Origin of the sequence: Streptococcus suis (assembly GCF_029616525.1) — a bacterium.
In the GTDB taxonomy this organism is placed as follows: Bacteria; Bacillota; Bacilli; order Lactobacillales; family Streptococcaceae; genus Streptococcus; species Streptococcus suis_AF.
The window spans coordinates 1-22,930 of the sequence record NZ_JANFME010000017.1; the positions used below are offsets into that span (position 1 = coordinate 1).

Consider the following 22,930-nt stretch of genomic DNA (forward strand, 5'->3'; position numbering starts at 1 on the left):
TCTGAAACTGACTCAGAGATGGACTCAGATGTAGATTCAGAGATAGATTCTGATACAGATTCTGAAATTGATTCACTTACTGACTCAGAAATTGACTCTGATGTAGATTCAGAGATAGATTCTGAAATTGATTCACTTACTGACTCAGAAATTGACTCTGATGTAGACTCAGAAATAGATTCGCTTACTGACTCAGAGATAGATTCTGATACAGATTCTGAAATTGATTCACTTACTGACTCGGAGATAGATTCAGATACGGATTCTGAAATCGACTCGCTTACTGACTCAGAGATGGACTCTGATGTAGATTCAGAGATAGATTCTGATACAGATTCTGAAATTGACTCACTCACTGATTCAGAGATAGACTCAGATGTAGATTCAGAGATAGATTCTGATACGGATTCTGAAATTGATTCGCTTACTGACTCAGAGATGGACTCTGATGTAGATTCAGAGATAGATTCTGATACAGATTCAGAAATTGATTCACTTACTGACTCAGAAATTGACTCTGATGTAGACTCAGAAATAGATTCGCTTACTGACTCGGAGATAGATTCAGATACGGATTCTGAAATTGACTCACTCACTGATTCAGAGATAGATTCTGATACAGATTCTGAAATTGATTCACTTACTGACTCTGAGATAGATTCAGATACGGATTCTGAAATCGATTCACTTACTGACTCAGAAATTGATTCAGATACAGATTCTGAAATAGATTCGCTTACTGACTCAGAAATTGACTCTGATGTAGACTCAGAAATCGATTCGCTTACTGACTCGGAGATAGATTCAGATACGGATTCTGAAATTGATTCACTTACTGACTCAGAAATTGATTCAGATACAGATTCTGAAATAGATTCGCTTACTGACTCAGAAATTGACTCTGATGTAGACTCAGAAATAGATTCGCTTACTGACTCTGAGATAGATTCAGAGACGGATTCTGAAATTGATTCACTTACTGACTCGGAAATTGACTCTGATGTAGATTCAGAGATAGATTCTGATACAGATTCTGAAATCGATTCGCTTACTGACTCGGAGAGGGATTCTGATACAGACTCAGAAATTGATTCGCTTACTGACTCAGAGATGGACTCTGATGTAGATTCAGAGATAGACTCTGATGTAGATTCGCTCACTGATTCAGAGATAGACTCAGATGTAGATTCGCTCACTGATTCTGATAGCGATTCAACTACTGACTCACGAACCGATTCTGACAGCGATTCAACTACCGACTCACGAACCGATTCCGACAAGGATTCAACTACTGACTCACGGACTGATTCTGAAATCGACTCTGATACTGATTCTCTAACAGATTCGGAAATCGAATTTGAAAGTGATTCTGAATTTGAAGTTGATTCAGAATTAGACAGTGACTCAGAGTTTGAGATAGATTCTGAATTTGATGTTGATTCTGAGTTAGAAGTAGATTCAGATTCAGACAAGGAATTTGAGTTTGAGTTCGAAAGCGACTCTGACTCAGATGTATCAACTGTGTACCAGTGAGTTGTAACGTTAACGGTATTTGAACTCAAAGTGTTGGCTAAGTTTACCGATGATCCTTTGGTATTTGGGTTTACAACCTGACCTGCTGAATCTGTATAGCTTGGTGCATATTCCGGATGACCTGGTTTCAGGATAACCTGAACCAGCATACTCACTGGATAGCTTTTCGCCGCTTTAGCATAACCATCAAAACCGATACGGATTTGTTGATAGTTATCTTCATAGATGACAGAGAAGATATCATTGTCGGTTTTACCAGCTTCTGCATTTGCGGTAGCCAAAGCAGATTCTTCAGCTGAGATAACATCTGTCACAGGAACAACAAGACTTGTATTCGCTGTTCCTGGAGCCATAACAGACGTTTCCATGACTTTGATAAAGCCTGTTGTGTCAGTCGAGTTATAATCAATTGTACCTGTATAAGTAGGATCTTTTACCCATATAGTCTTAACAAGGCTACCGTTCTCATCTACAACTTCTGCCAGACGTTTAATATACGATGTTGAGATCGCACCATCATTATAAATCGTTCCTGGAGAATAAAGACGTACCGTAGTACCACCTGTTGTACTTGAATAGTCATAGCCTACAAAATCACGTTTGGCAGATGGCGTAGCCATTTGACCACCAATACCTTTAATAGTATAGGTTGCTATTGTTGTACCATCAGTTGTCTTATAGTAAGTTGTATATTCTTGATAGGTTGGTACTAGGGTGTTAGTAAGTGTTCCACCGTTATACTGTAATTGGAGCTCTCCTGCCGTTGTACTTGATGAGGTACTGTCACCGTAAGTAATAGTTAGAGGCAGGTTATTAGCACCTGAGTAGTTTTGGAAGTAAGTGAATGTTGCTGTTTGACCTTTTTCTAAAGTATGGCTTTCAACAACTGTATTATTAGTCTTATTAACTAACTCGACATAAGTTGTCGTTGTTGTTGTATCATAATCTAAAGAATAACGGAAATAATAATTTTCTTTGATTGTTTGATCCGTTAATTGATCACCAAACCAGTTGAATTTTGAATAGTTAAAGGTAAAGCGTTCCGCTTCTGAAGACGGTGTAAAGCTTGTAGTATTCGTCGGATTAGAAATGGCTGCCCCATTAGCATCATCCATCGCTGGTGACGCTGTTGAAAGCGTGTCAACTAAAATACCATAACCTTCACCAACTTTAGTCACTGTTGCAGTCGTTGCTGTGTCAAGAGCAAACGTAATCATGCCATCTTCTTCGTTTTTCAGCAACTCTAACCCTAATAATTGAGAACTATTTTGAAGGGCAGAAGTAATTGTCTGGATATCTGTTATAGTAGCGTTCGAATTTCCCAACAATTGTTTCGCTGTTTCTAAATTTGTTCGTGAAACAGCCACAGCAACTGCTAAATCACTATCTGGAGCAGCCTCTAGTTTCGACTCGGCAATCTGAATAAGAATTTCAGCTTCCGTTGCTACTTGCTCTAAGACTTGTTGAGGAGTTTCTTCTGAAGTTGTTGACTCTGCAGTTGAACTCTCTGATAACTCTGATGTCGTTGATGAAGACTGACTATTTTCTGAAGCTATTGTTGACTCACTTGAAGAAGCAGATTCACTAAATGAAATCGATTCACTTTCTGATATTGACTCACTTGAAGAAGCTGATACACTATCAGATTCCGAACTACTAATAGATTCAGACTCACTGATTGACTCTGAATGACTTGTCGACTCAGATTCACTTACTGATTGTGAAGATGTATCTGATTCCGTACCAGCATCACTCATACGAATAGTGTCTTCGTTAGCTAGCACTGATGTGGTTACTTCAGTAGCAATGACCGTATCTTCGGCAAGAACTTGCTCTGCAGTAAGTCCTCCACCGACCACAGCACTTGCAGCTACCAATCCACGCAGCAGCTTCGCAGCTGACTCTTGCTGACTTGCAGAAGTTAATTTTATTTTTGGACTTTCAGAAGCGCTACGTTTCCCCAATTGAATAAGTCCAATCTGTGACATAACTGTACGTACCCAGTGCTTCCCAGACTTGTGCATTTTCACTCGGCTTTTACGCGAGACCTCGGTATACAGTTTCCCATTTTTTCTTTCCATAAACACCTCGTAACCTGTATATTGATATATACCCCCCCGGAAACACATTTATTATTGTCTCTTTGAGGGTTATCATATTATATATTACCTAAAAAAACAAAGATTGTCAATTCTTCATGCTCTAAATATTTGTTTTTTAATACATTTATATAAATAGTAAAAAACACTGGTCATTTTACAGCGTTTTCATGCACACAGGGAACCTTGATTAGTTTTTTTCATTTAGATAAATCGTTGTTTCCCTTCAAAAACATAGTTTTTATTATTTTTTTAAGTCAAATGCGCACGTAACATCCTCGCAAAACTTTATCAAATTGTTCAATACAATCGGATTCATTTTACAGATAACTACACAACAAACATATATTTGTTCGAACATTTTTTATAAATATACTCGAAATAAACATAACTTCCAATCCAGGCCCCAGTAAAAACACAGCTCTTTTGGGATGAGACAGTTAACCAAAAGAGAACTCCTGCTTTTCAGCTACCACTCCCCCTCACTATTCAACTACCATAAATTGTATATCTCTTAGTTATAAGTTTGATTGTAATAAAAAAAGGGGAACGATTTCGTTCCCTTCAGAACGTAGACAAACTCCTAAAAATATAAAAAATTGAAGAAGCTTGCGAAAGATAGCAAGTCATTAAACTCTTAGAAACATTGATATTTCGGCGTTTCTGAGAGTTTTTTTATTTTCAACATAAAGAAAAAAGATTGAAGAAAATTGTCCAAAATGGACTTTTTCTTCAATCTGAAGGGAACGATTTCGTTCCCTTTTATTATTTTTACCACTAACACACAAACTCTATTAGGTACAACTATTCAGTTTCTCCATTTTCTTTCTTCCGACGTTTATACAAACCACCAAGAAGAAGACCTGCCCCAAGGATTCCAGCCCAAGCTGATGATTGCTCACCCGTATTTGGTAGCGCACCTTGTTTACGCGGAGTTTGAGAGTGACGAGATGGAGTTGATTCTGACTCAGAGATAGATTCAGACACGGATTCTGAAATTGATTCTGATACTGATTCAGAAATGGACTCAGAGACGGATTCTGAGATTGATTCTGATACTGATTCTGATACTGACTCAGAGATTGACTCAGAAACTGATTCGCTGATTGATTCTGATACTGATTCAGAGATTGACTCTGATACTGATTCAGAGATTGACTCTGATACAGATTCTGAAGTTGATTCTGAGATTGATTCAGAGACTGACTCGCTTACTGATTCGCTGACTGACTCAGAAATTGATTCTGATACAGATTCTGAGATTGATTCAGAAACTGATTCTGATAGCGATTCAACTACTGACTCACGAACCGATTCTGACAGCGATTCAACTACCGACTCACGGACTGATTCTGAAAGAGACTCGGATACCGATTCAGCGATAGATTCAGAGTTTGAAACAGATTCAGATAATGAATTAGATTCTGACTCTGAAGCTGATGTGCTTGCTGATTCTGATTCTGAAGCTGACGTACTTGCTGACTCAGATTCAGACTCTGAAAGCGACAAGGAGTTAGATTCTGACAATGACTCTGACTCAGATGTATCTACTGTATACCAGTGTGTCGTCTCATTAGCATTAGCGTAGTAAGTGTTACGTAGGGAAAGCTGAAGACCTAGAGGCTCGTGTCCATTGTTAACAAATGAATCGCCTGATCCTAACCATTTGTATTCTGTACTAGCTGTATTTTCAGTTGACCAGATTTGAACACCTAAGTAGATACGACCATAAGTCCCACCTGTAGAATCATTTCCTGAAAATTGACCAACCAATCGATAAAGACCATCTGGACTTGTATAGAATACCATGATTTCACTACCATTATAGGTATCAGTAGTGTAATTAGCCGCAATAACATCTGAAGTATTCCATGAATAACCCGAATCATTTCGAGCGTTCAACTTACTGGTCTCAAGGATCTTGATAAATCCGTCAGTATTTGTACCTGACCAGTCTAATGTACCTGTGTAAGATGGATCTGCAATATACACACCTTTAGTCACTGCACCATTTGAATCAACAACAGTTGCCAGTGTTTTAATTTTAAGTGCATCCAAACCTGAGTCAATTTTTGAAAATAGATGAACTGTCCCTACTGCCTGATCAACAGTTGCTTGTGCATTGGTTGTCGACGAGTAGTCATATCCAACAAAATCCCTTACTCCAGAAGCGGTAACTGTCTGACCACCAATTGTTACAATCGTATATGTTGCGATTGTGGTGCCATCAGTTGTTTTGTAATAGGTTGTATTGGTGTTATATGCTGGAACTGGGTTGTTGTAATAGTACGTTGTACCATTTAGAGTTGTAAAACGCATTGACCCTGGGCTACCATCCGTTGCAGTAGCGGTATCATAGAGAATTGTAATAGCTTGGTTATTCGCATTTACTGTTGTTGGATATGTAAATGTTGCACTTGAACCAGGTTCAATTTGATATGACTCTACAACATTACCTGTAGCTTTATCAACTAGCTCAGCAAGTACTGTAGATGTCGTTGGGTCTGAATCCAATGAATAACGTAAATAAGCATTGATTGCTGTACCGTCAATTAATTTGACGTTGTTAATATCTGATTCATCATAGCCTGATTCTTGTGTAGCATCGTACGTTTCAGTTGAATAGTAACCAAAGGTATGCCATCCTGACTCAGTTGTAGCTGCAAAAGGTGTTGGAACCGTCTGATCTGTTACAGTCGCACCGTTTGCATTATCCATTGTAGGATTAGCAGTTGATAAGGTATCTACCAAGACACCTTGACCCTCACCAACCTTAAGCGTTGCTGTTGTAGTCGTGTTCAGCGCAAAAGTAATAATTCCATCTTCGTCATCTTGCAATAATAGTAAACCAAGCGTTTGGCTACTTGCTTGTAAACTTGAAATCACTGTTTGGATTTCTACTACTGTCGCCGATTCATTTCCAAGAAGACTCTTAGCAACTGCAATATCTTTGATACTCAAAGCAATGGCATTTTCAAGCTCTTGACTAATGCCCGTTTCGCTATTAGCTATTTGAACCAAAATCTCAGCTTCAGATGTTACTTGCTCTAATGTCCCTTTTTCTTCAGCCACTGTTGTAGTCGTTGAAGCAGTTGTTGAAGCAGTCTCTGACTCCGAACTTGATGTTTCACTAGCAGAACTTATATTTGACAAAGTTTCAGATGCAGAAGTTGATTCACTTATTGAAACTGATTCGCTTGACGAAGCTGATTCACTTGAAGAAAGTGATTCACTTTCCGAAGCTGACTCACTCATTGAAACTGATTCACTTTCCGAAATTGAGAGACTGTCTGATTCTGATTCACTAGTTGATTGCGAATTTGTATCAGACTCAGTACCAGCGTTGCTCATGCTAACCGTCTCTTCATTTACCAAAACAGTAGTAGCAACTTCTGAAGCCACCACTGTATTTTCTGCAAACACTTGATCGACAGAGACTCCCCCCACTAACCACTGCACCTGCAGCAATCAAACCTCTCATCATGCGCGTCGCTGAAGTCGGGTGTTTTGATGAAGCAAGTTTTACCTCTGAACCGGTGTTATCACTCCTTTTTCCTAACTGGATAAAACCAATTTGCGACATCACAGTACGGACCCAATGTTTACCCGATTTATGCATCTTTACTCGACTTTTACGCGAGACTTCTGTGTACTGTTTCTTATTTTTACCTTCCATAAATACCCCGTTTTCATATATGTTAATAGAAAATCTTTACCAGAAAACATATTCGGTTTTCAAAGTTTCTAATTAGATATTATACACAAATTGTTTAGTATTGTCAATTTTTTTGATGAAAATCTTCGTTTTTGACTTTATTTCTTCGAACAATAAGAAATCCCTGTTTTACAGCGTGTTCATCTACTTTATTCAATTCTAGTTTATTTTTATAAACATATAAAGCTGTGTTTTTCTCAAACACAGCTTTATATCTATATGTTATTTTTGTTATGATACTTATCCAAAATAGCTATCTTTTGCAGGCATTTTTGATATTCTTGCATATGACCTGACGCCAAAAAACTATCCCTATGAAGATCTAATCTCCACCGATAAGCTCTCAACTCTGCAGCTATATCAAAACCAATCAGACTCAAAATAGTTATTCGCTCTTCGATACTTTTTAACGGAAAAACATAAGTTGTCTCTACTGTTTTAGTCACACTAGTCTCGCGCTTACGATGATAATACAATGCAGTATTGGTAAATACAATCCGATCAGCCATCAAATACAGCTTCCAGGTCGTATAGTCATCCTCAACTTTTTCGTCTTCAGGATAGCTAATATTCTCAAACAAAGACGCCTTATATAATTTACACCACGGAACTGTAAAACACTGACTAAAGGAAAATCGCCCATCATATTCTCTAGCAAACCATTCTTGAGGAGTATAAACCTCTCGAAAATAGTCCTTTTCTGTTACATGAAAAGCAAAACTCCCTCTCTCTTCTATAAACTGGGTAAAATTAACTACAGCAATATCTGACTCCGTCTCCTTTAACGCTTGGTACAACACTTCTATATGGTTCGGTTCTAACCAATCGTCATTATCAACAAAAAGAACAAAATCACCCGTGATTAATGGAAGAGCCGAATTACGTGCTGCTCCTACTCCTCCACCACCAAGTTTTTTGTGGATGAGTCGCACACGACTATCGGCCTGTCGATAAGCTTCACAAACTTCTGCACTCGCATCTGTTGAACCATCGTTCACTAAAATCAATTCAAAATTTGAATAGGTTTGCGAAAGAATGCTATCTATACACTGTCGCAAATAAGGCCCCGCATTATACACAGGAACAATGACAGAAACTTTTTCCATCTAACCCTCCCTCTTTTGATAACCTTCATATAAATCAATTTTTGAACAGATTGTACGATAGAGATTAACTTGACCTGCATAGAGGGCATCTCCACGACATTTTTTCAAACGCTCAACATAGGATGTAATCTGTGCGGTCGGATTGTAACCAAGCGCAACCATCAAAGAAATCCGCTCCTCTGCATTGGAAACCATTGTTGCTATATCATCATGCATAGCTGTTCTAGACAATCCCTCCGCACGCTGAGAATAATAATAGGGTCCTTCATTAGTAAAATGAATTTGATTAGCTTTCAAGTATAGCTTATAAATTGTTGCATCATCTTCACGCAGTCGACCCACAGGATAACGAATATCCCCAAATAACTCTCTCTTAAATAACTTCAAAGGTGAAAAAGTGAATGCCAGATGCATATTATTTTTCATATCACCTTCCAAGTCCATCCATTCTTGCACCGAGTACACTTTCTGGAAGTAGGATTCTTTTGTATGATAAAAAAGAAAACTCTGTCTTTCTTCATTAAACGAAGAAAAGTTTGTCGCTGCAATATCAGAACCCGATGAAACAGCTGCCTGATAGAGATGCTCTAAGTAAAAATCCTCTACAAAATCATCCGAATCAATAAAGGTAATATAAGAGCCTTTTGCTTCATCAATCGCACGATTCCTAGCAGCAGATACCCCCATATTCTCTTGATGTATCACTCGAATACGGCTATCTTTCTTTGCATACTCCTCTAAAATAAATGCTGAACCATCTTTCGAACCGTCATTTACCAGTAGAAGTTCGAAATTGGTATGTGTTTGCTTCAGAAGCGAATCAAGACAACGTGCCAAATATGGTTTTACATTATATACCGGTACAATCACGCTGATTAAACTTTGATCCATTACTTCCTCCTCTTTATGAATCAACGACTTAGCTGGGACATCAACCCATTCCAAAACTTGATTGATATACTCCTCATCGACTACTTCCGCAATATTTTCATCATAATTAAACTCAGCTGTATGTTTGTGTTCCAATTTGACTTTAGACTCCGCCTTCATCTGGAACCATTCATATTCTGAATCAATATGACCTAAATCTATTGCTTGATAACCACGCCTTGTCAAATCATAAGAAAGCAGTTTAGCAGTCGGTCCCAACATCAAGATGACCAACCGTCCCTCAGCATGACGTAATATAGAGGAAATGATTCGATCATACGATGAGAAGGCATTTTTTGACGGGCAAATAATCCTTGAAACAGAATTGGCTTGCTCAAACAAATCATTTCCCATACCAGAACGTGATGTTTCTCCTTCAACAATTAGAATATCACGACCTGACCATAATTTTTTGATTGCCGCAAAATACCTATCAGAGTGACTCTTATCAACCAAATCAATATAAGGCCGAGACAGGAACGTCGAACCATACCACTCTGATTGGCATTCTTCTTCGTAAAAAGCATGGTACTGTTCAAAATGCTTACTCCAGAAATAACGAGCATTGCTATTGTAGCGCTCAAGATTCTGAAAAACATCTGGCAGGCACACCAACAGCTGCTCATTACTAGGCATCTGTAAAATTGCTTTCAATGCTCCAGCCAGTTCTTTATCATAAGCCTGATAAGGGATGCTATGCCCTAGAATCAGATCGATTTCACCATCACCGAACCGGACAACTGAAGCATTATTTTCTTGAATAAACTCAAGGCTTTCTAAAATGGGTAACACCCGAATATCTTCTAATTTTTTCATAATACCCTACTTACATACCGCTTCAAAGACGGCTTCCGTCAACAATTTTCTTGTAAAGAAGCCTTGTCGAACCAAAGAACTAAATGAGCGGACCTTAGCTACCATTCCTTGGTATTCTTCGACAGACATGGTCTCGATTCGAGCAACAGCTTCCTCTAGACTATCTACAACCATACCCAAGCCATTTTTTTCTACAATTTCTTGATTGGCTAAACCACGCTGAACAATAACAGGAATCCCTGCGGCAACAAACGCACCTAATTTATAAGGACAGTATAGTTTTTGATACTCTTTATCGTGCTCATCCATCCAAACCAGCCCAAATCCACCTTCTGACATTTCAATCAGCAATTGTTCATCTGGTCGATAGGTAAAATGCTTCACATTTGTAGGCAACTCTGCTTCCTGACGTGCATACAAGTTCAATCGAACGTCGTACTCCCAAGATTTCACAAAACTAAATCGATCTGGAGACCCTGGAAAATGGATTTCTTTTTTGAAAATTGCTGGTAACTGCGGAACATTAGTTGGATGATCCCACATTCCCTGTACAATCGTTTTTTCTACAGTTAGACCATGACGTTTTAAATTATCAATCATTTGTTGACTCGGAGCCACAATAACATCCGCTTGATTATAATATGCAATTGTACGGTCCATCAGATAGTAATTTCCAGCAAACATCAACGGAACAACATCATGAATAAAGATGACTATTTTAATCTGATATGCACGTAATTTTGCCATTATCTTTTCGTCAAAAGCCGTTGTATTCCAAGTCGGCGTTTGAAAAATGACCACATCCCCGTGTCTAAGACCTGCAACAATCCCATCCAAACGCTTACTCAGTTCCTCTGGTGTGTCTGCATCCATGCGATAAGCATGGATAGCCATTTCACGATAGCCTAGCGATGTCGCAATATCCGTTACCATATTCTGACAGATTTGTGCGGTACTAGAAGCCGCATGTCCATTCAAATTTGTAATATATACACGCATTATTTTTTACCATATTTTTCTAATAGTCGGATTCGATACTCTAAGTTTTTATAGGCTACTACATCACCGCTGCGCAATTTACTATCGCGATTTAACTGAGACCGCCACTTAAAAGCCGCAATTTCTTTCGACAAATCAAAACCAAGAAGCCCCAAAACTTCCAAACGTTCTGCAACAGGTACAGTTGAAAAAATCGTGGCTTGATCCGCAGTCTGTGTCATAGAACCTTCATTGACACGATAAATTAGACTTGAGCGATGCATGTATGCAATTTTATTGGCAGCGAGATAGGTTTTCCAGGTTGTACGATCATCTTCACCAAAACCATCTGTCGGATACAATATGTATTCAAACAAGGATTTTCGATACATTTTCGACCACGGAACAGTGAAACAAAGACTGATATTGTGACCAACTCCGTATTGATAGTTAAACCATTCCTCTGGGCTATATACTGCCTCATAGTAATCTTCTGGCCCAATATGAAGGTTATAACGTCCAGTATCCTCATAGTATTGGGTGAAATTTGAAATAGCCACATCGCTACCCGTCCGTTGCATCAAGTCATATAGGTCACTAACATGATTTGGATCTATCCAGTCATCTGCATCCACAAAGACGATATATTCTCCTGTAGCAACATCAATCGATGTATTTCTAGCAGCACCGAGACCTTCGTTTTGTCGCTTATGAATAACCCTCACTCGACTGTCCTGATGCTTTAACTGTTCACAAATAAGCGCAGAACCATCTTTGGAACCATCGTTTATTAATAATATCTCTAAATTTTTATAATCTTGAGCCATAATTGACTCTACACACTGTCTCAGATGTTTCTCTCCATTGTAAACAGGTACGATTACACTGACTTTTTCCATGAACGCTCCCCTAAATTTTTATTCTATTATTAACTATCATAGCATGCCCAACAAATATTTGCAACGTTCATAGAAAAAGGAGGTTATCCCCCTAGCGATAAATTCCGTGTTCTAGATGAGCAGACCACAAACCTGTCGCAAATGATTGTATCAAATCTGGGTCACTTAAAAAATTAACCACTGGTTGCCCGTTTAAATACCCCTGTCCCGAACAAAAGCCTGTATACTCTCGACATATTCTTATCAACGATTCCCTGATTGGCAGAAAAGTATCAGGATTTTCTTTCGGACAATTGACATCATAAGCTCCGGCTAAAAATTCTTCCTCTGTCATAGAATGCACTAATTCTCTGAGACCGCTAAAGCGACCTTCTTCATAGCCAGGCAAAGAAATATTTAATACCGGTGTTCCCAACGCTAAACTAGGAAGCGTTCCATGCAAACGAGTTGTCACAACCAATCTTGCCGACTGATATAAATATAAATAATACTTCGCCAATTTCATACGACGTTCTGTGGACATGTAGATATGCGCTACGTCTACCATCAATCGTACTACCGGCAATTTCGACTCCGACTTCATTTTTTCGTAAACTTCGTTCGATACATCTACAGCCAATATAAAGTCTTGTTTTGGAACATCCTTCTCACGTTGAAGAGTCAATGTTAAACAACCCGACCAGTAAGTTTCGACTCCTATTTTGTCAAAAAACTCCTTAGTCCCATAACTTCTCGCTCCTACCGGACCAAATTTTCGGAAGAACTCCACATTTTCTTTCGAAGAAAATATAGGCTGAACCGGACCATCAATATACATAGAAATCAACAGAGGATGAATCTGAGGATGTTTTAAAGGAAAATTTTGTGGATGATGACTGTACCAACCATTCATAATTAGTTTTATCTCTTCGTCAGTAGAGTCAGCAATAAAATCATGAAGATAATCACGGTTCAGGTAGTAGTCTACCTGTGGTAGAAAACGCTCGGCTGCAACCGACTGTATTTCATCACCAATATTTCCAGTACTATAACATAATAAAGCAAATTTTGTCATAAACCCTCTCTTTTCAGAATTTTTTCAATATTATAGCACAAGAAATATCTAAAACCAATTTATTTGACCCCAAAAAAGAGAGTAGGTTTTGCAACCTATTCTCTTAGTTTTTCATTATGAATTCTGCCATTTCTTCTGCCGTATCAAAAACAGCTTCTTCAAAACCATCTGTTTTTGTCGCAGCGAATGTCAATAGAGGTTTATTTCGATCTACAAGCATTTGCAAAATATCCCTAAATTTTGAACCATGATTAATATCCAAATACATATCGCAGTTATCAATCCAACGATCCGCTGTATAGTGCATAACATGTGGATAGAGCTTAACATTTTCATAGCTTGCTAATCGTTTCAATTCTGGAATAATGTCTGTAAACGCCATAATGTGAAAGTTACAATGTGGCAATAACTGCACCAAACTTTCGATCTGCTCCAATTTTGGAAATTCAAAAATAATCAATAAATTCTTTTCAATAGAAAGGGATAGCTGGGAATTATGATGATGTAAAATATCAGCCCATTCTAGTTGCGAGTAACGCCACCAAACTTCTCTCAAGCGACTCGTTGAATATGTCAACCATGGTTTTACCGGTGAAACATAGTGAATAATCGCTGGGAGTGGATCAAGCGGAATATCAAAAATAAATTTATAGCCAAATTGCTCTAATAATTTATCTGTCCCAATTTGGAAATTGTAGGCATCTTCAAGCAGAAGATAACGATCTTGAATGACCATATTCAAGACAGATTGATCCGCTTCTGTCAAGTTTTGATGTTCTTGACTTACTACCTCCAACAGGCGTTCCATAATTTGTTCATCTTTCCAACGTCTGTTATTAATCAACAGAACTCCTGCATTGAACCTCTCTTCTAGACCATAGCCAATCTTTGCAGCAGCAAGATAATAATCTTCGATATCTTTAGCAAATAATTCATCCAATGATCTCGTCACTACTAAGTCACTATCCAAATACAGAACCTTATCTTCTTCAACAAATTTCGGAATAAAGAAACGAGCATAGGTCATATAATTTATATGAGGTCCATTCTTAGGCAATGTCCAACCAAGCTCCACTCCGGTACCGATAAGTTTTACATCAATTAGCTGACTTCCAGTTTCTCGCATTCGTTTTCTGATATAAATAAACCATTCTTGAGGGATGTCCTGGTTAAATATATAAATTTTTACATTGGCATTATGATAACAAATTGATTTAATCGTTGCCTCGATGTAGCGAATATAGCCATAATCTCCTGCCAATACGATTGCCTTTGTTTCCTTATTCATTCTTCTCTCCTGATATTTCAATCAACTTTCTTAATTTGTGGGATAAAAATCCGATACTACAACTCCATTATACCATGAAAAGAATAAAATAACCGAGTAATTTACCACAGACTATTAAAGATACGATTCTCTATAAACTTCTTGCTTGTCCTTCGTTGTCGCCTCCAATAGAAAATAAGTAGCGATGTCCTTGAGTTAGACTATGATAAAACCCATCTCCTTCATAAATTTGAAAAATCCTCATAGTCTTTTGATCTTCTTCATCTTTATAGACATGTTGAATATAGTCATTATCCGAAAACACCTTGTCCAGCAGTTCTTGGCTTACCAGTCTTGCCTTTCCCTCAATCCGAATAACCTGAATGAGATACTCTTCTTCAGACAAGGCCGACAATGCCACGCGACCATCTTCTATTAACTGTCTATAAAAATGAGTCTCAGAACCAGTCATAAAGAAGATACCATCTTCATTCGCAGCAGTAATATGAATAGGTCGAGCATGGGGATTCCCTGCTTCATCTACTGTTGCAAAAATCCCTAGCTTCATGCCTTCCAAAATTTCCATGACATCTTTGACTTCCATAAGTAGCCTCCTAGACTTACATTCTACCTAAATTATAGCAAATTCTATGCAGAAAGTTAAGATGAATAAATCTAAAACCATGTTCCTATATCAGATATATTATTTTAATTACTAACAATCCAATTATAGAATATATCTAGACAGCCATTAATGACAAATACCACATCCGATAAAAATAAAATCTGTTCCCGTAGAAACCACAAAAAAAGCACCCATGAGGTAAACTCTTGAGTGCTTTGAAACGTTGATATATCGCTTGATATTAACGTTTACTGAATTGTGAAGCTTTACGAGCTTTCTTAAGACCTGGTTTCTTACGTTCAACCATACGAGCATCACGTGTAAGAAGGCCAGCGCGTTTCAATGAATCGCGGAAGTCTGGGTCTACTTGAAGCAATGCACGCGCGATACCGTGACGGATCGCACCTGATTGACCACCGTAACCACCACCGTTCACGTTAACGAAAACGTCGTATGAACCTTGAGTTGAAGTTACTGCGAATGGTTGGTTGATAACCAAACGAAGGTCAGCGTGTGGGATGTACTCTTCTACATCTTTTTTGTTTACTGTGATTTTACCAGTACCTGGGACCAAACGTACGCGTGCAACCGCGTTTTTACGACGACCAGTACCTGTGTATTGTGCTTGTGCCATTTAGATTACGTCCTTTCCCTTAGATAAGACCTGAAATATCAAGTACTTCTGGTTGTTGTGCAGCGTGAGTGTGCTCAGCACCTACAAACACTTTCAATTTCATGCCTTGTGCACGACCAAGTGTGTTGTGTGGAAGCATACCTTTAACTGATTTTTCAATCAAACGAACAGCGTTTTTAGAACGCAATTCACCAGCTGAGATTGATTTCAATCCGCCTGGGTGGTTTGAGTGAGTGTAATAGATCTTATCAGTTGCTTTTTTACCAGTCAATTTCACTTTCTCAGCGTTGATAACGATAACGAAGTCACCAGTATCAGTGTGAGGTGTGAAAGTTGGTTTGTTTTTACCGCGAAGAACGCTAGCAACTACTGCTGAAAGGCGTCCAAGAGGTACATCAGTAGCGTCTACTACATACCATTTACGTTCAACTTGGCCTGGTTTAGCCATAAATGTTGTTTTGTTCATGATTTCTCCTATACGAATCGTTTTTGTTTACTGGGCGGATGTTCCGGTCCGCGGGTATTTGGAAGGTTCCGGGGCCTTTCAAATGGGGTAAACAATACCGTCTACCATTTTATCAAATCTACTAGTCTCCGTCAAGCTATTTTACTTTACTTTTTTTATTTTTTGAAAGATAGCAGAGCTGCTGAGAATGAAAGCCTTATCAAGTTTACTTTCCCTACTGCCCTAGTTGTCCAGGCAAGACCAGCTTCTCCTTATAAAGAAAGGTCTTGTCAAATTCTTCCAAGACCAATTCATCCACCGTATAGACCAGAGGACCTGTAAACCACCAGTCCCGGCCATCAAAGGCTTCTGGTTGGAACAACTTGACAATGAGCATTATCGTATCTCCTTTTGATTACCCTATGCTACATAAGTCGTCATCGCACAAAAAAGGACACATCTTTACAAGAAATATCCCTTAGAATCTAGGCTCTCATTGCTGTCCCAATTGATAAAATAGCTAAGACTCCTGTCCCTGTATGAGTAGCAATCACAAGCCCTAATTCTGTCAATAGAACATCAGAAATACGGTCGTCTTCCAATAAACTAGATTTGACACCCTCTGCCGCTTCAATATCGCCTGTATAGGCCACCATAACCGTAGAATGATCCAAGTTATCCAAGGTCAGATTCAGCATTTCCTTAATTCCTTTTTTACGACCACGGATTTTGGCAATGGCTTCTAACTTCCCTTCCGCATTGAGTGCAAGGAGAGGCTTGATATTGACCAATCCACCAATGAGGGCTGCCGCTTTAGTCAAGCGTCCACCTCGCACCAAATGATTAAGGTCATCGACCAAGAGGTAGGTCCGTAAGCGCGGCACCAAATCTTCTACGATTGCCTTGGTTTCTGCCAGAGTCTTACCTGCAGCACGTGCCTCAACGGCTTTCATGACTAAGTAGCCTTCTCCAATGGTCGCTGCCTTTGTATCAACGATGGTGATGACTGCTTCTGGATATTGGTCCATTACCATATCTCGTGCAATGACTGCACTCTGGTAGGTCCCTGAAAGAGCTGCTGAGAAAGCGAGATAAAGTACCTCATGACCTTCCTTGGCTGCCGCTTCAAAAACTTCTTCAAACTGACCAACATTGACCTGACTGGTCGTAGGTTGGCTGCCAGAAGCCATTTTCTCCAGTAAATCTGCTGAGGTCAAGCGGTTTTCACCGACTGTTTCATAAGTCACGCCGTCTAGGTTAATGGTCAAACCAAGCACGGTCACATCGTTTTCTTGGACCCAGCTGATTGGCAAATCCGAGGTCGAATCGGTTACGATTGTAAATGTCACTCTTTCATTTCCTCCATCATTTCTTTTAAGGCTTGAAAATTCCTATCTGACCAGGGATTGAGCCGTGGGGTGTAGAGTTCTACCTGGTCCACAAACTTGTCCAAGTCCTTTTTGATGACCCTGGTTCTCTCCTCTAACTCACGCGCTGAAACCCGTAAGGCACCTTGTGAAAAGACCACCCATTGTTCATTGAGGTCACTGGTTGCGACGGAAACCTGCTTGCGACGGTCACTATTGAGCTGGGCACTAAGCCGTTCTATGTAGCTATCTGCCGTCTCTTCCTCCTCTGTAAAAATGACCGATACCTTGAATTCGTCATATTGCTGGCGAAGACCTGGCACATGGTGGGCATCAAAGATACAAATCACCTCAATCTGTTCAAAGGCTGCGTAGTGAGACAGGGTTCGAAGCAAGGTCGTTCTGGCCGCGTCCAAGTCTCCCTTTTTAAAATCCTGCTTGGTCGATTGCCAAAAGGCAATCATGTTGTAGCCATCTACAATGAGAACTTTTTCTTTCATTTAGATTTTCTTCCGAAATACTTCGTACATGAGTACAGCGGCTGCTACGCTGGCGTTGAGAGATTGGACATGACCCTTCATAGGAATAGTGATCATCTCATCCACCTGCTTTTTGATATTGCTGGAGATGCCCTTGCCTTCGTTGCCGATAATGAGAGCTAGCTTGCCAGCCGTATTCCACTTGTGGCTTGGGGTTCCGTTCATATCCGTGCCAAATACCCAGAAACCAGCCTCCTTGAGCTTATCTAGGGTTTGGCTGAGATTGGTCACTCGGGCGATTGGGACATGGGCCACCGCACCTGTGGAGGTCTTAGCCACAACTGGGGTCACCCCAACTGCTCGGTGCTTGGGAATGATGATGCCAGCTACCTGAGTGGCATCTGCGGTCCGCAAAATCGAGCCGAAGTTGTGGGGGTCTGTCAGACCGTCCAAGATGAGAATGAGGGGATTATCTTCCTGCTCTGCCTTTTCCAAAATCACCGACAGGTCCGCATAGGCGAACTCAGAGACCCGCAGGACAAAGCCTTGGTGAACCGCACCTTCTGTCATGTCAGACAGGCTCTTCTTGGGCGTCCAAGAAATCGACACCTTCTTCTCTGCCGCCAGCGCCTTGATTTTTTCTACATTTTTTCCGCGTAAATCATCCTGAATGTAGAGCTTGTTGCCGGTGTTGGCCTCCAAACTCTCTACCACAGCATGCACGCCATATACGATATCATTTTGTTCCATAAGAGTATTATAGCATAGGTCGAGAGGATAAGAAAAGAAGAGCTATCGCCCTTCTTCACTGTGCATAGATGAAGATTGAGTAGAGGAAGATAGGGTAGAGGAACTAGTAGTTGTTGTTGAAGCAACTGAAACATATAGGGTAATAGTCCCTTCAATTGTGCTTCCTGCCGATGGATATTGACCTACAACCAGGTCACTCGTTGTAGAGACATAGCTTCTATCCTCCACTTTTTCAATTAGATTTACATTAACTCCCAATGCCTGTAACTGTTTATAGGCCTGGGCATAGGTCAGTTGACCAGAAGATAAATCAGGCATTACAAGCTCTTTACCTTTGGAAATAGTGATATCAACAACTGCCCCAGCTTCTAATTTGGTCCCAGCTGGTGGATTTAGACTAATGACCTTACCGGCTTCAATGGAGGAATGATACTCTCGGTTGCTTGTACCCACAGCAAACCCTTCGTCTTGCAACAATTGCACAGCGGTATCTTCTGACTGACCCACTACATTTGGCACTGCCTTTTGAGGGCTTCCGTTAGAAACATACAAGGTCACCTTACTACCTTTTTCAATGGTGGCACCGCTCGAGGGTTCTGATTTTATGACTGAACCACTAGGAACTTGCTGACTATTTTCCAGTTTAATTTCAACAGTTGCTCCCATGCTTCTGAGAATTTCTGCCGCCTCATCAGAAGTTTTTCCAACCAGATTCAAAAGAGTTTGTGTTGATTTATTTGCCACAACAATATGAACTGTTTCTCCCTTTGCTTTCTTAGAACCCGCTTGCGGATTGGTTCGAATTACGGTCCCATCGGCCTTAGTATCCGTTTTTTCTTGGCTGATAGTCCCAACCACAAAACCTGCTTGTTCTAACTTGAGCCTAGCGGCATCCAGGCTCATATTCGTCACATCTGGAACTTTCATTTGCGCAGTCTGACTTGAGCTTGTAGCTGTTTTTGAACTAGAAGTTGTAGAAGTAGAGGATACCGCATTTGAACCAGAAGCTAATTCCGATTCAATACTTCTCCGAGTAAACTGTAGGAAGACTAGAGGAAGCAATGTCAAAACAGCGAATACAGAAACCAGAATCAACAATTTTCTTCCTTGAGCTTTATCTACACGTTCGACTTCTCGAGCAAGTTCCTGTAACATATCCTGCAATTCTAGATCGGAAGGTTCTTCATTTTCTACCTCGGTAGTAAGCACGGTTTCCTCATTATGAAACGACTCAGACTTTCTCCATTCTTTTCGGCTATACTGAATTGGTTGAGGATCTTGGTCAAGTTCACTCGGAACAGCATAGATTTGAGTCGGTGCGTAATTACCAAAGTCCGCATCAATAACAGACGTTCCATCTAGTTGTGAAGTTGGATGCTCTACTTGCTGAGGAGCCGCTTCCACTATCGCTTCAGGCTCCTGCTGCTCTCGAGGTACTGGTTTTTTCCAATTACGTATCCGACCTTTATATTTTCTATTCGATGGTTGCATACCGCCCTCCCTATTGGGCTAAAAGTAGGATATTTTTATAAATCCGTTGCAAATTAGAGCGCTTGGTTGCTCCAAAACTTGTAAATACATCTACCCAGTACCAGATGAGTAGGAGAAGAAGACAGAGAATCGCGGTTAGCATGATTCCAATGCTCCCAGCAATCATGGATGCTTCACTACCATAAGAAACAAACACAGCTGGCAATAAAAGAAAGCCCGACAAGTTGAAAAAGAACAACTTTGCAATCCCTGTTCCTACGTCGCCAATATAGAATTTATCCAAACCAGTCCAACCTAAAAAAATCGCCAATACTAGCGTAATGACTGGTGATTTCATTGGTACTGCCAATAGCGCATATTGTTGCTGCTCTGGTAGTAAATGTAATCTATAGCGTAGCATAGCTAGTTCTGTTGAAGGAAGCGAGTTAGAATTGGCTGCGATAAAGCCATCTACCGAACTTGTAAACATATTTTATCTCCTCTTTAAAAGCTATAAAGCATTGATAATATTATAACTCTTTTTCAAAGCAAAAACAATGTCTCCTCCTATCATACGTATGAAAAGACAGGGTGTATGACAGACTACTTATACTATAAATTCCAACCAAAAACAGCAGTGTCACTGAGGACATCTGCCGTCTTTGATTGTTTGCCTGTCACAATTCTCTAGTCTCTTATCCGCCCCTCCCAATCAATCGCTCCATTTTCATAGGCTTCTTGGTGGAGGAGTTGGGAAAGGGTGAGTTGGTCCAGTTGGGCGTAGAAGGCCGCTAGACCGTTTTCTAGGGTGGTGCGAATCTTGTTCTCACTCTCTTCGACATGGGCTTGGTCATCAAATATGCTATGGGAGAGGTGCTTGAACTGAATGGTATCTTCATGCAACTGCAAGGCATAGAAGACATCTTTCAGACTAATCTCTTCAATGGACCGTCCCAGCTGGTAACCACCTGCCTTGCTGGCATTGGCAGAAACCAGACCTGCTTTTGAGAGTTTCATGAGGATTTTTTTCAAGTAAGAATCCGACACCTGTAAGACCTGGCTGAGCACGTGGCTTTTGACAGGGCGGTGGTCTTCTTGTAAGGCTAGGATAATCAGTACATAGACTGCTTGTTCGACACTTTTGTTGATTTTCATTGATCCTCCAAGGCACGTTTGCCTGCTCTTAGAATGGTGGCATAGAGTGTTTTAGCCATTTTCCCTGCTAGGCGGTTGGCTAGCTTTTGCCCAACTGGCGTGGGCACCTCAATCTCAATGGTCCAAGTGACCTTTGTCTTCTGCTCTGCTATTTTTTCAAAAGCAATCTCCGTGAAATCCTGACGGACAGCTGGGAAGGAGCGAGTGACCTTGTAAGAAATCGAGTGATTGAGGCTGACGGCGGTAATTTCCTCTCGATACCAACCTGCTATCATGATAATATCACGCTGGGAGCCTTTTGTCCGCCGGCTTTTTCCCAGCCAAGCGGAGCGAAAAACAATGGGCGAGGCCGTAAAGTTTTCAGACTGGTAAAACCAGGTAAAGACTTGGTCGAGAGGAGCCGCGATTTCCTGACTGATACGAACGCGTTCAATAGGCATTTATTTCACCATTTTTGAAACCAGCTCGTCCGCCACCTCGGTCACCAAGACAGGTTTCATGTTTTTCATGAACCGACCAAAGAATTTGAAGACGGGAACGAGTTTAGCGAGGGCATCGCTGCGGCCATTACCATAGACAACAGTTGGCTCAACCACTTCGGTGCGAATGCCGCTGGCACGGAGTTGGTCTGCGATGCGTTTTTTGCCGTCTAGGAAGGATTTTGGTCCCAAAAGACCGCCGATAAAGCCCATAGCCTTGACTTGCTTGTCCTTGGCAATCTGCAACATAGCCTGAGCTGGCTTGTCATTGACCGCTTCAAAGGCAGCTGGGTCGCTTTCTGGGCGGCCAACAAAATCCACAATGTAGTCAACCTGGTCTGGTAGGACGGCTGCCACTGCCTTATAATCCGACACATCCGCCGCAAAATTATAAATACGGGCGTTGGCAAGCTGGTTTTTGCCAGAGCGTGAGATGACGTAAAAGACAGCACTTGGGTCTTTTTTGAGCCATTTTTCTGTTACATTGCGGCCGATATAGCCGTTTCCACCGAGTAATACTACGTTTGTCATATTGTTTTCCTGCTTTCTTCCTCTTTCTTAGGATTTTTAAAATCCTTGGTTTTTGGTATATATCCAAAGACTTTTTTTGTCAATGGTTTTGCTTGTATTTTTTGAAAAAGAAATTTTGACATGTGACATACGATGTGGTATGCTAAGCTTGATCAACTTGTCCGTACAAGTAAAAGGAGATTTTATGACACTTATTTTGGGAATTGTGGCAGGGCTGATTGCCTTTGCGATTGGTGGTTTGTGGTATGGATTGATTTTCCGCGATGCTTGGATCAAGGCTTCAGGCATTGACATGGCTAAGGTAGAAGCAGACCGTCAGGCTGGAAAAAATGGTCAGAAGGAAATGGTGATTTCCCTTGTCATTGAAGTGCTGACTGCTATCATTACTATTTTCTTCATCAAGACCCTCGGTGTTTCACCTCTTCACGCAGCTGGTGGCATGGGCGTGATTGCAGTACTTGCTTCATTGAAAAACTACGTCTTTGAGCAACGACCTATCAACCTCATCCTCATCAACGAAAGCTACAAGCTGGTCTGCTACCTAGTAGTTGGTATTCTGGCTCTATTTGCATAAGCAATTCCCTCCTATCCTTAGGAG

The 22,930-nt window shown here is 40.4% G+C and carries 22 protein-coding genes; 1 reads left to right on the top strand and 21 read right to left on the bottom strand.

Annotation, left to right across the window (positions count from 1 at the left end):
- The 21 genes from NOL38_RS07485 to NOL38_RS07580 form a co-directional block, all read right to left on the bottom strand.
- Positions 1-3,614 (bottom strand): KxYKxGKxW signal peptide domain-containing protein (locus NOL38_RS07485; RefSeq protein WP_277941827.1); only part of this gene is annotated, 3,614 nt, incomplete at its 3' end.
- 822 nt (positions 3,615-4,436) lie between these two features.
- Positions 4,437-7,091, bottom strand: coding sequence for an LPXTG cell wall anchor domain-containing protein (locus tag NOL38_RS07490; RefSeq protein WP_277941828.1), 2,655 nt, complete (start codon positions 7,089-7,091; stop codon positions 4,437-4,439).
- Entirely contained in the window at positions 6,997-7,308 is a 312-nt protein-coding gene (locus NOL38_RS10525; RefSeq protein ID WP_425244233.1) for a KxYKxGKxW signal peptide domain-containing protein, read from the bottom strand. The genes NOL38_RS07490 and NOL38_RS10525 overlap by 95 nt, the downstream gene beginning before the upstream one ends.
- A 254-nt stretch (positions 7,309-7,562) precedes the next feature.
- On the bottom strand, positions 7,563-8,453 hold the full coding sequence (locus tag NOL38_RS07495) for a glycosyltransferase family 2 protein (RefSeq protein ID WP_277941829.1): 891 nt from the start codon (positions 8,451-8,453) through the stop codon (positions 7,563-7,565).
- Complete coding sequence (locus NOL38_RS07500) at positions 8,454-10,199, bottom strand: SP_1767 family glycosyltransferase (protein WP_277941830.1); 1,746 nt, start codon at positions 10,197-10,199, stop codon at positions 8,454-8,456.
- A gap of 6 nt (positions 10,200-10,205) precedes the next feature.
- Complete coding sequence (locus NOL38_RS07505; RefSeq protein WP_277941831.1) at positions 10,206-11,198, bottom strand: sugar transferase; 993 nt, start codon at positions 11,196-11,198, stop codon at positions 10,206-10,208.
- Complete coding sequence (locus tag NOL38_RS07510; protein ID WP_277941832.1) at positions 11,198-12,076, bottom strand: glycosyltransferase family 2 protein; 879 nt, start codon at positions 12,074-12,076, stop codon at positions 11,198-11,200. The genes NOL38_RS07505 and NOL38_RS07510 overlap by 1 nt, the downstream gene beginning before the upstream one ends.
- Positions 12,077-12,167: 91 nt before the next feature.
- Entirely contained in the window at positions 12,168-13,130 is a 963-nt protein-coding gene (locus NOL38_RS07515) for a polysaccharide pyruvyl transferase family protein (protein ID WP_277941833.1), read from the bottom strand.
- Positions 13,131-13,233: 103 nt separating this feature from the next.
- Complete coding sequence (locus NOL38_RS07520) at positions 13,234-14,418, bottom strand: glycosyltransferase (RefSeq protein WP_208582305.1); 1,185 nt, start codon at positions 14,416-14,418, stop codon at positions 13,234-13,236.
- Positions 14,419-14,548: 130 nt separating this feature from the next.
- On the bottom strand, positions 14,549-15,001 hold the full coding sequence (locus NOL38_RS07525) for a pyridoxamine 5'-phosphate oxidase family protein (protein ID WP_277941834.1): 453 nt from the start codon (positions 14,999-15,001) through the stop codon (positions 14,549-14,551).
- 262 nt (positions 15,002-15,263) lie between these two features.
- Positions 15,264-15,656 (bottom strand): 30S ribosomal protein S9, encoded by a 393-nt coding sequence (gene rpsI, locus NOL38_RS07530; protein WP_002942223.1) that lies wholly within the window; start codon positions 15,654-15,656, stop codon positions 15,264-15,266.
- Positions 15,657-15,675: 19 nt separating this feature from the next.
- Entirely contained in the window at positions 15,676-16,122 is a 447-nt protein-coding gene (gene rplM, locus NOL38_RS07535; RefSeq protein WP_002876943.1) for a 50S ribosomal protein L13, read from the bottom strand.
- Positions 16,123-16,336: 214 nt separating this feature from the next.
- Complete coding sequence (locus tag NOL38_RS07540; RefSeq protein WP_171997175.1) at positions 16,337-16,498, bottom strand: hypothetical protein; 162 nt, start codon at positions 16,496-16,498, stop codon at positions 16,337-16,339.
- Positions 16,499-16,586: 88 nt separating this feature from the next.
- On the bottom strand, positions 16,587-17,450 hold the full coding sequence (locus tag NOL38_RS07545; RefSeq protein WP_277941835.1) for a DegV family protein: 864 nt from the start codon (positions 17,448-17,450) through the stop codon (positions 16,587-16,589).
- On the bottom strand, positions 17,447-17,968 hold the full coding sequence (locus tag NOL38_RS07550) for an NYN domain-containing protein (RefSeq protein ID WP_171997173.1): 522 nt from the start codon (positions 17,966-17,968) through the stop codon (positions 17,447-17,449). Before NOL38_RS07550 ends, NOL38_RS07545 begins: the two co-directional genes overlap by 4 nt.
- Positions 17,969-18,697, bottom strand: a complete 729-nt coding sequence (rlmB, locus tag NOL38_RS07555; protein WP_172064537.1) for a 23S rRNA (guanosine(2251)-2'-O)-methyltransferase RlmB — start codon at positions 18,695-18,697, stop codon at positions 17,969-17,971.
- Positions 18,698-18,739: 42 nt separating this feature from the next.
- Positions 18,740-20,188: a Stk1 family PASTA domain-containing Ser/Thr kinase gene (locus NOL38_RS07560; RefSeq protein ID WP_277941836.1), complete on the bottom strand. Its 1,449-nt coding sequence runs from the start codon at positions 20,186-20,188 to the stop codon at positions 18,740-18,742.
- Between the two features lie 10 nt (positions 20,189-20,198).
- Positions 20,199-20,657: a TM2 domain-containing protein gene (locus tag NOL38_RS07565; protein WP_277941837.1), complete on the bottom strand. Its 459-nt coding sequence runs from the start codon at positions 20,655-20,657 to the stop codon at positions 20,199-20,201.
- Positions 20,658-20,854: 197 nt separating this feature from the next.
- Positions 20,855-21,322, bottom strand: a complete 468-nt coding sequence (locus NOL38_RS07570; RefSeq protein WP_277941838.1) for an RrF2 family transcriptional regulator — start codon at positions 21,320-21,322, stop codon at positions 20,855-20,857.
- Positions 21,319-21,762, bottom strand: a complete 444-nt coding sequence (locus tag NOL38_RS07575; protein ID WP_277941839.1) for an SRPBCC family protein — start codon at positions 21,760-21,762, stop codon at positions 21,319-21,321. Before NOL38_RS07575 ends, NOL38_RS07570 begins: the two co-directional genes overlap by 4 nt.
- Entirely contained in the window at positions 21,763-22,332 is a 570-nt protein-coding gene (locus tag NOL38_RS07580) for an NAD-dependent epimerase/dehydratase family protein (protein WP_277941840.1), read from the bottom strand. It lies immediately after the preceding gene.
- Positions 22,333-22,516: 184 nt separating this feature from the next.
- Between NOL38_RS07580 and NOL38_RS07585 the strand changes: the two genes are divergently transcribed.
- Positions 22,517-22,906 carry a DUF1761 domain-containing protein gene (locus NOL38_RS07585; RefSeq protein ID WP_222327777.1) on the top strand — a complete coding sequence of 130 codons (390 nt, stop codon included), beginning with the start codon at positions 22,517-22,519 and terminating at the stop codon, positions 22,904-22,906.
- Positions 22,907-22,930 lie beyond the last annotated feature (24 nt).

What these genes read in the sequence shown, in the direction of transcription:
- NOL38_RS10525 (WP_425244233.1), bottom strand. Translation starts at nt 7,308, where the DNA reads ATGGAAGGTAAAAATAAGAAACAGTACACAGAAGTCTCGCGTAAAAGT.
- NOL38_RS07495 (WP_277941829.1), bottom strand. Translation starts at nt 8,453, where the DNA reads ATGGAAAAAGTTTCTGTCATTGTTCCTGTGTATAATGCGGGGCCTTAT.
- NOL38_RS07500 (WP_277941830.1), bottom strand. Translation starts at nt 10,199, where the DNA reads ATGAAAAAATTAGAAGATATTCGGGTGTTACCCATTTTAGAAAGCCTT.
- NOL38_RS07505 (WP_277941831.1), bottom strand. Translation starts at nt 11,198, where the DNA reads ATGCGTGTATATATTACAAATTTGAATGGACATGCGGCTTCTAGTACC.
- NOL38_RS07510 (WP_277941832.1), bottom strand. Translation starts at nt 12,076, where the DNA reads ATGGAAAAAGTCAGTGTAATCGTACCTGTTTACAATGGAGAGAAACAT.
- NOL38_RS07515 (WP_277941833.1), bottom strand. Translation starts at nt 13,130, where the DNA reads ATGACAAAATTTGCTTTATTATGTTATAGTACTGGAAATATTGGTGAT.
- NOL38_RS07520 (WP_208582305.1), bottom strand. Translation starts at nt 14,418, where the DNA reads ATGAATAAGGAAACAAAGGCAATCGTATTGGCAGGAGATTATGGCTAT.
- NOL38_RS07525 (WP_277941834.1), bottom strand. Translation starts at nt 15,001, where the DNA reads ATGGAAGTCAAAGATGTCATGGAAATTTTGGAAGGCATGAAGCTAGGG.
- rpsI (WP_002942223.1), bottom strand. Translation starts at nt 15,656, where the DNA reads ATGGCACAAGCACAATACACAGGTACTGGTCGTCGTAAAAACGCGGTT.
- rplM (WP_002876943.1), bottom strand. Translation starts at nt 16,122, where the DNA reads ATGAACAAAACAACATTTATGGCTAAACCAGGCCAAGTTGAACGTAAA.
- NOL38_RS07540 (WP_171997175.1), bottom strand. Translation starts at nt 16,498, where the DNA reads ATGCTCATTGTCAAGTTGTTCCAACCAGAAGCCTTTGATGGCCGGGAC.
- NOL38_RS07550 (WP_171997173.1), bottom strand. Translation starts at nt 17,968, where the DNA reads ATGAAAGAAAAAGTTCTCATTGTAGATGGCTACAACATGATTGCCTTT.
- rlmB (WP_172064537.1), bottom strand. Translation starts at nt 18,697, where the DNA reads ATGGAACAAAATGATATCGTATATGGCGTGCATGCTGTGGTAGAGAGT.
- NOL38_RS07560 (WP_277941836.1), bottom strand. Translation starts at nt 20,188, where the DNA reads ATGCAACCATCGAATAGAAAATATAAAGGTCGGATACGTAATTGGAAA.
- NOL38_RS07565 (WP_277941837.1), bottom strand. Translation starts at nt 20,657, where the DNA reads ATGTTTACAAGTTCGGTAGATGGCTTTATCGCAGCCAATTCTAACTCG.
- NOL38_RS07570 (WP_277941838.1), bottom strand. Translation starts at nt 21,322, where the DNA reads ATGAAAATCAACAAAAGTGTCGAACAAGCAGTCTATGTACTGATTATC.
- NOL38_RS07575 (WP_277941839.1), bottom strand. Translation starts at nt 21,762, where the DNA reads ATGCCTATTGAACGCGTTCGTATCAGTCAGGAAATCGCGGCTCCTCTC.
- NOL38_RS07580 (WP_277941840.1), bottom strand. Translation starts at nt 22,332, where the DNA reads ATGACAAACGTAGTATTACTCGGTGGAAACGGCTATATCGGCCGCAAT.
- NOL38_RS07585 (WP_222327777.1), top strand. Translation starts at nt 22,517, where the DNA reads ATGACACTTATTTTGGGAATTGTGGCAGGGCTGATTGCCTTTGCGATT.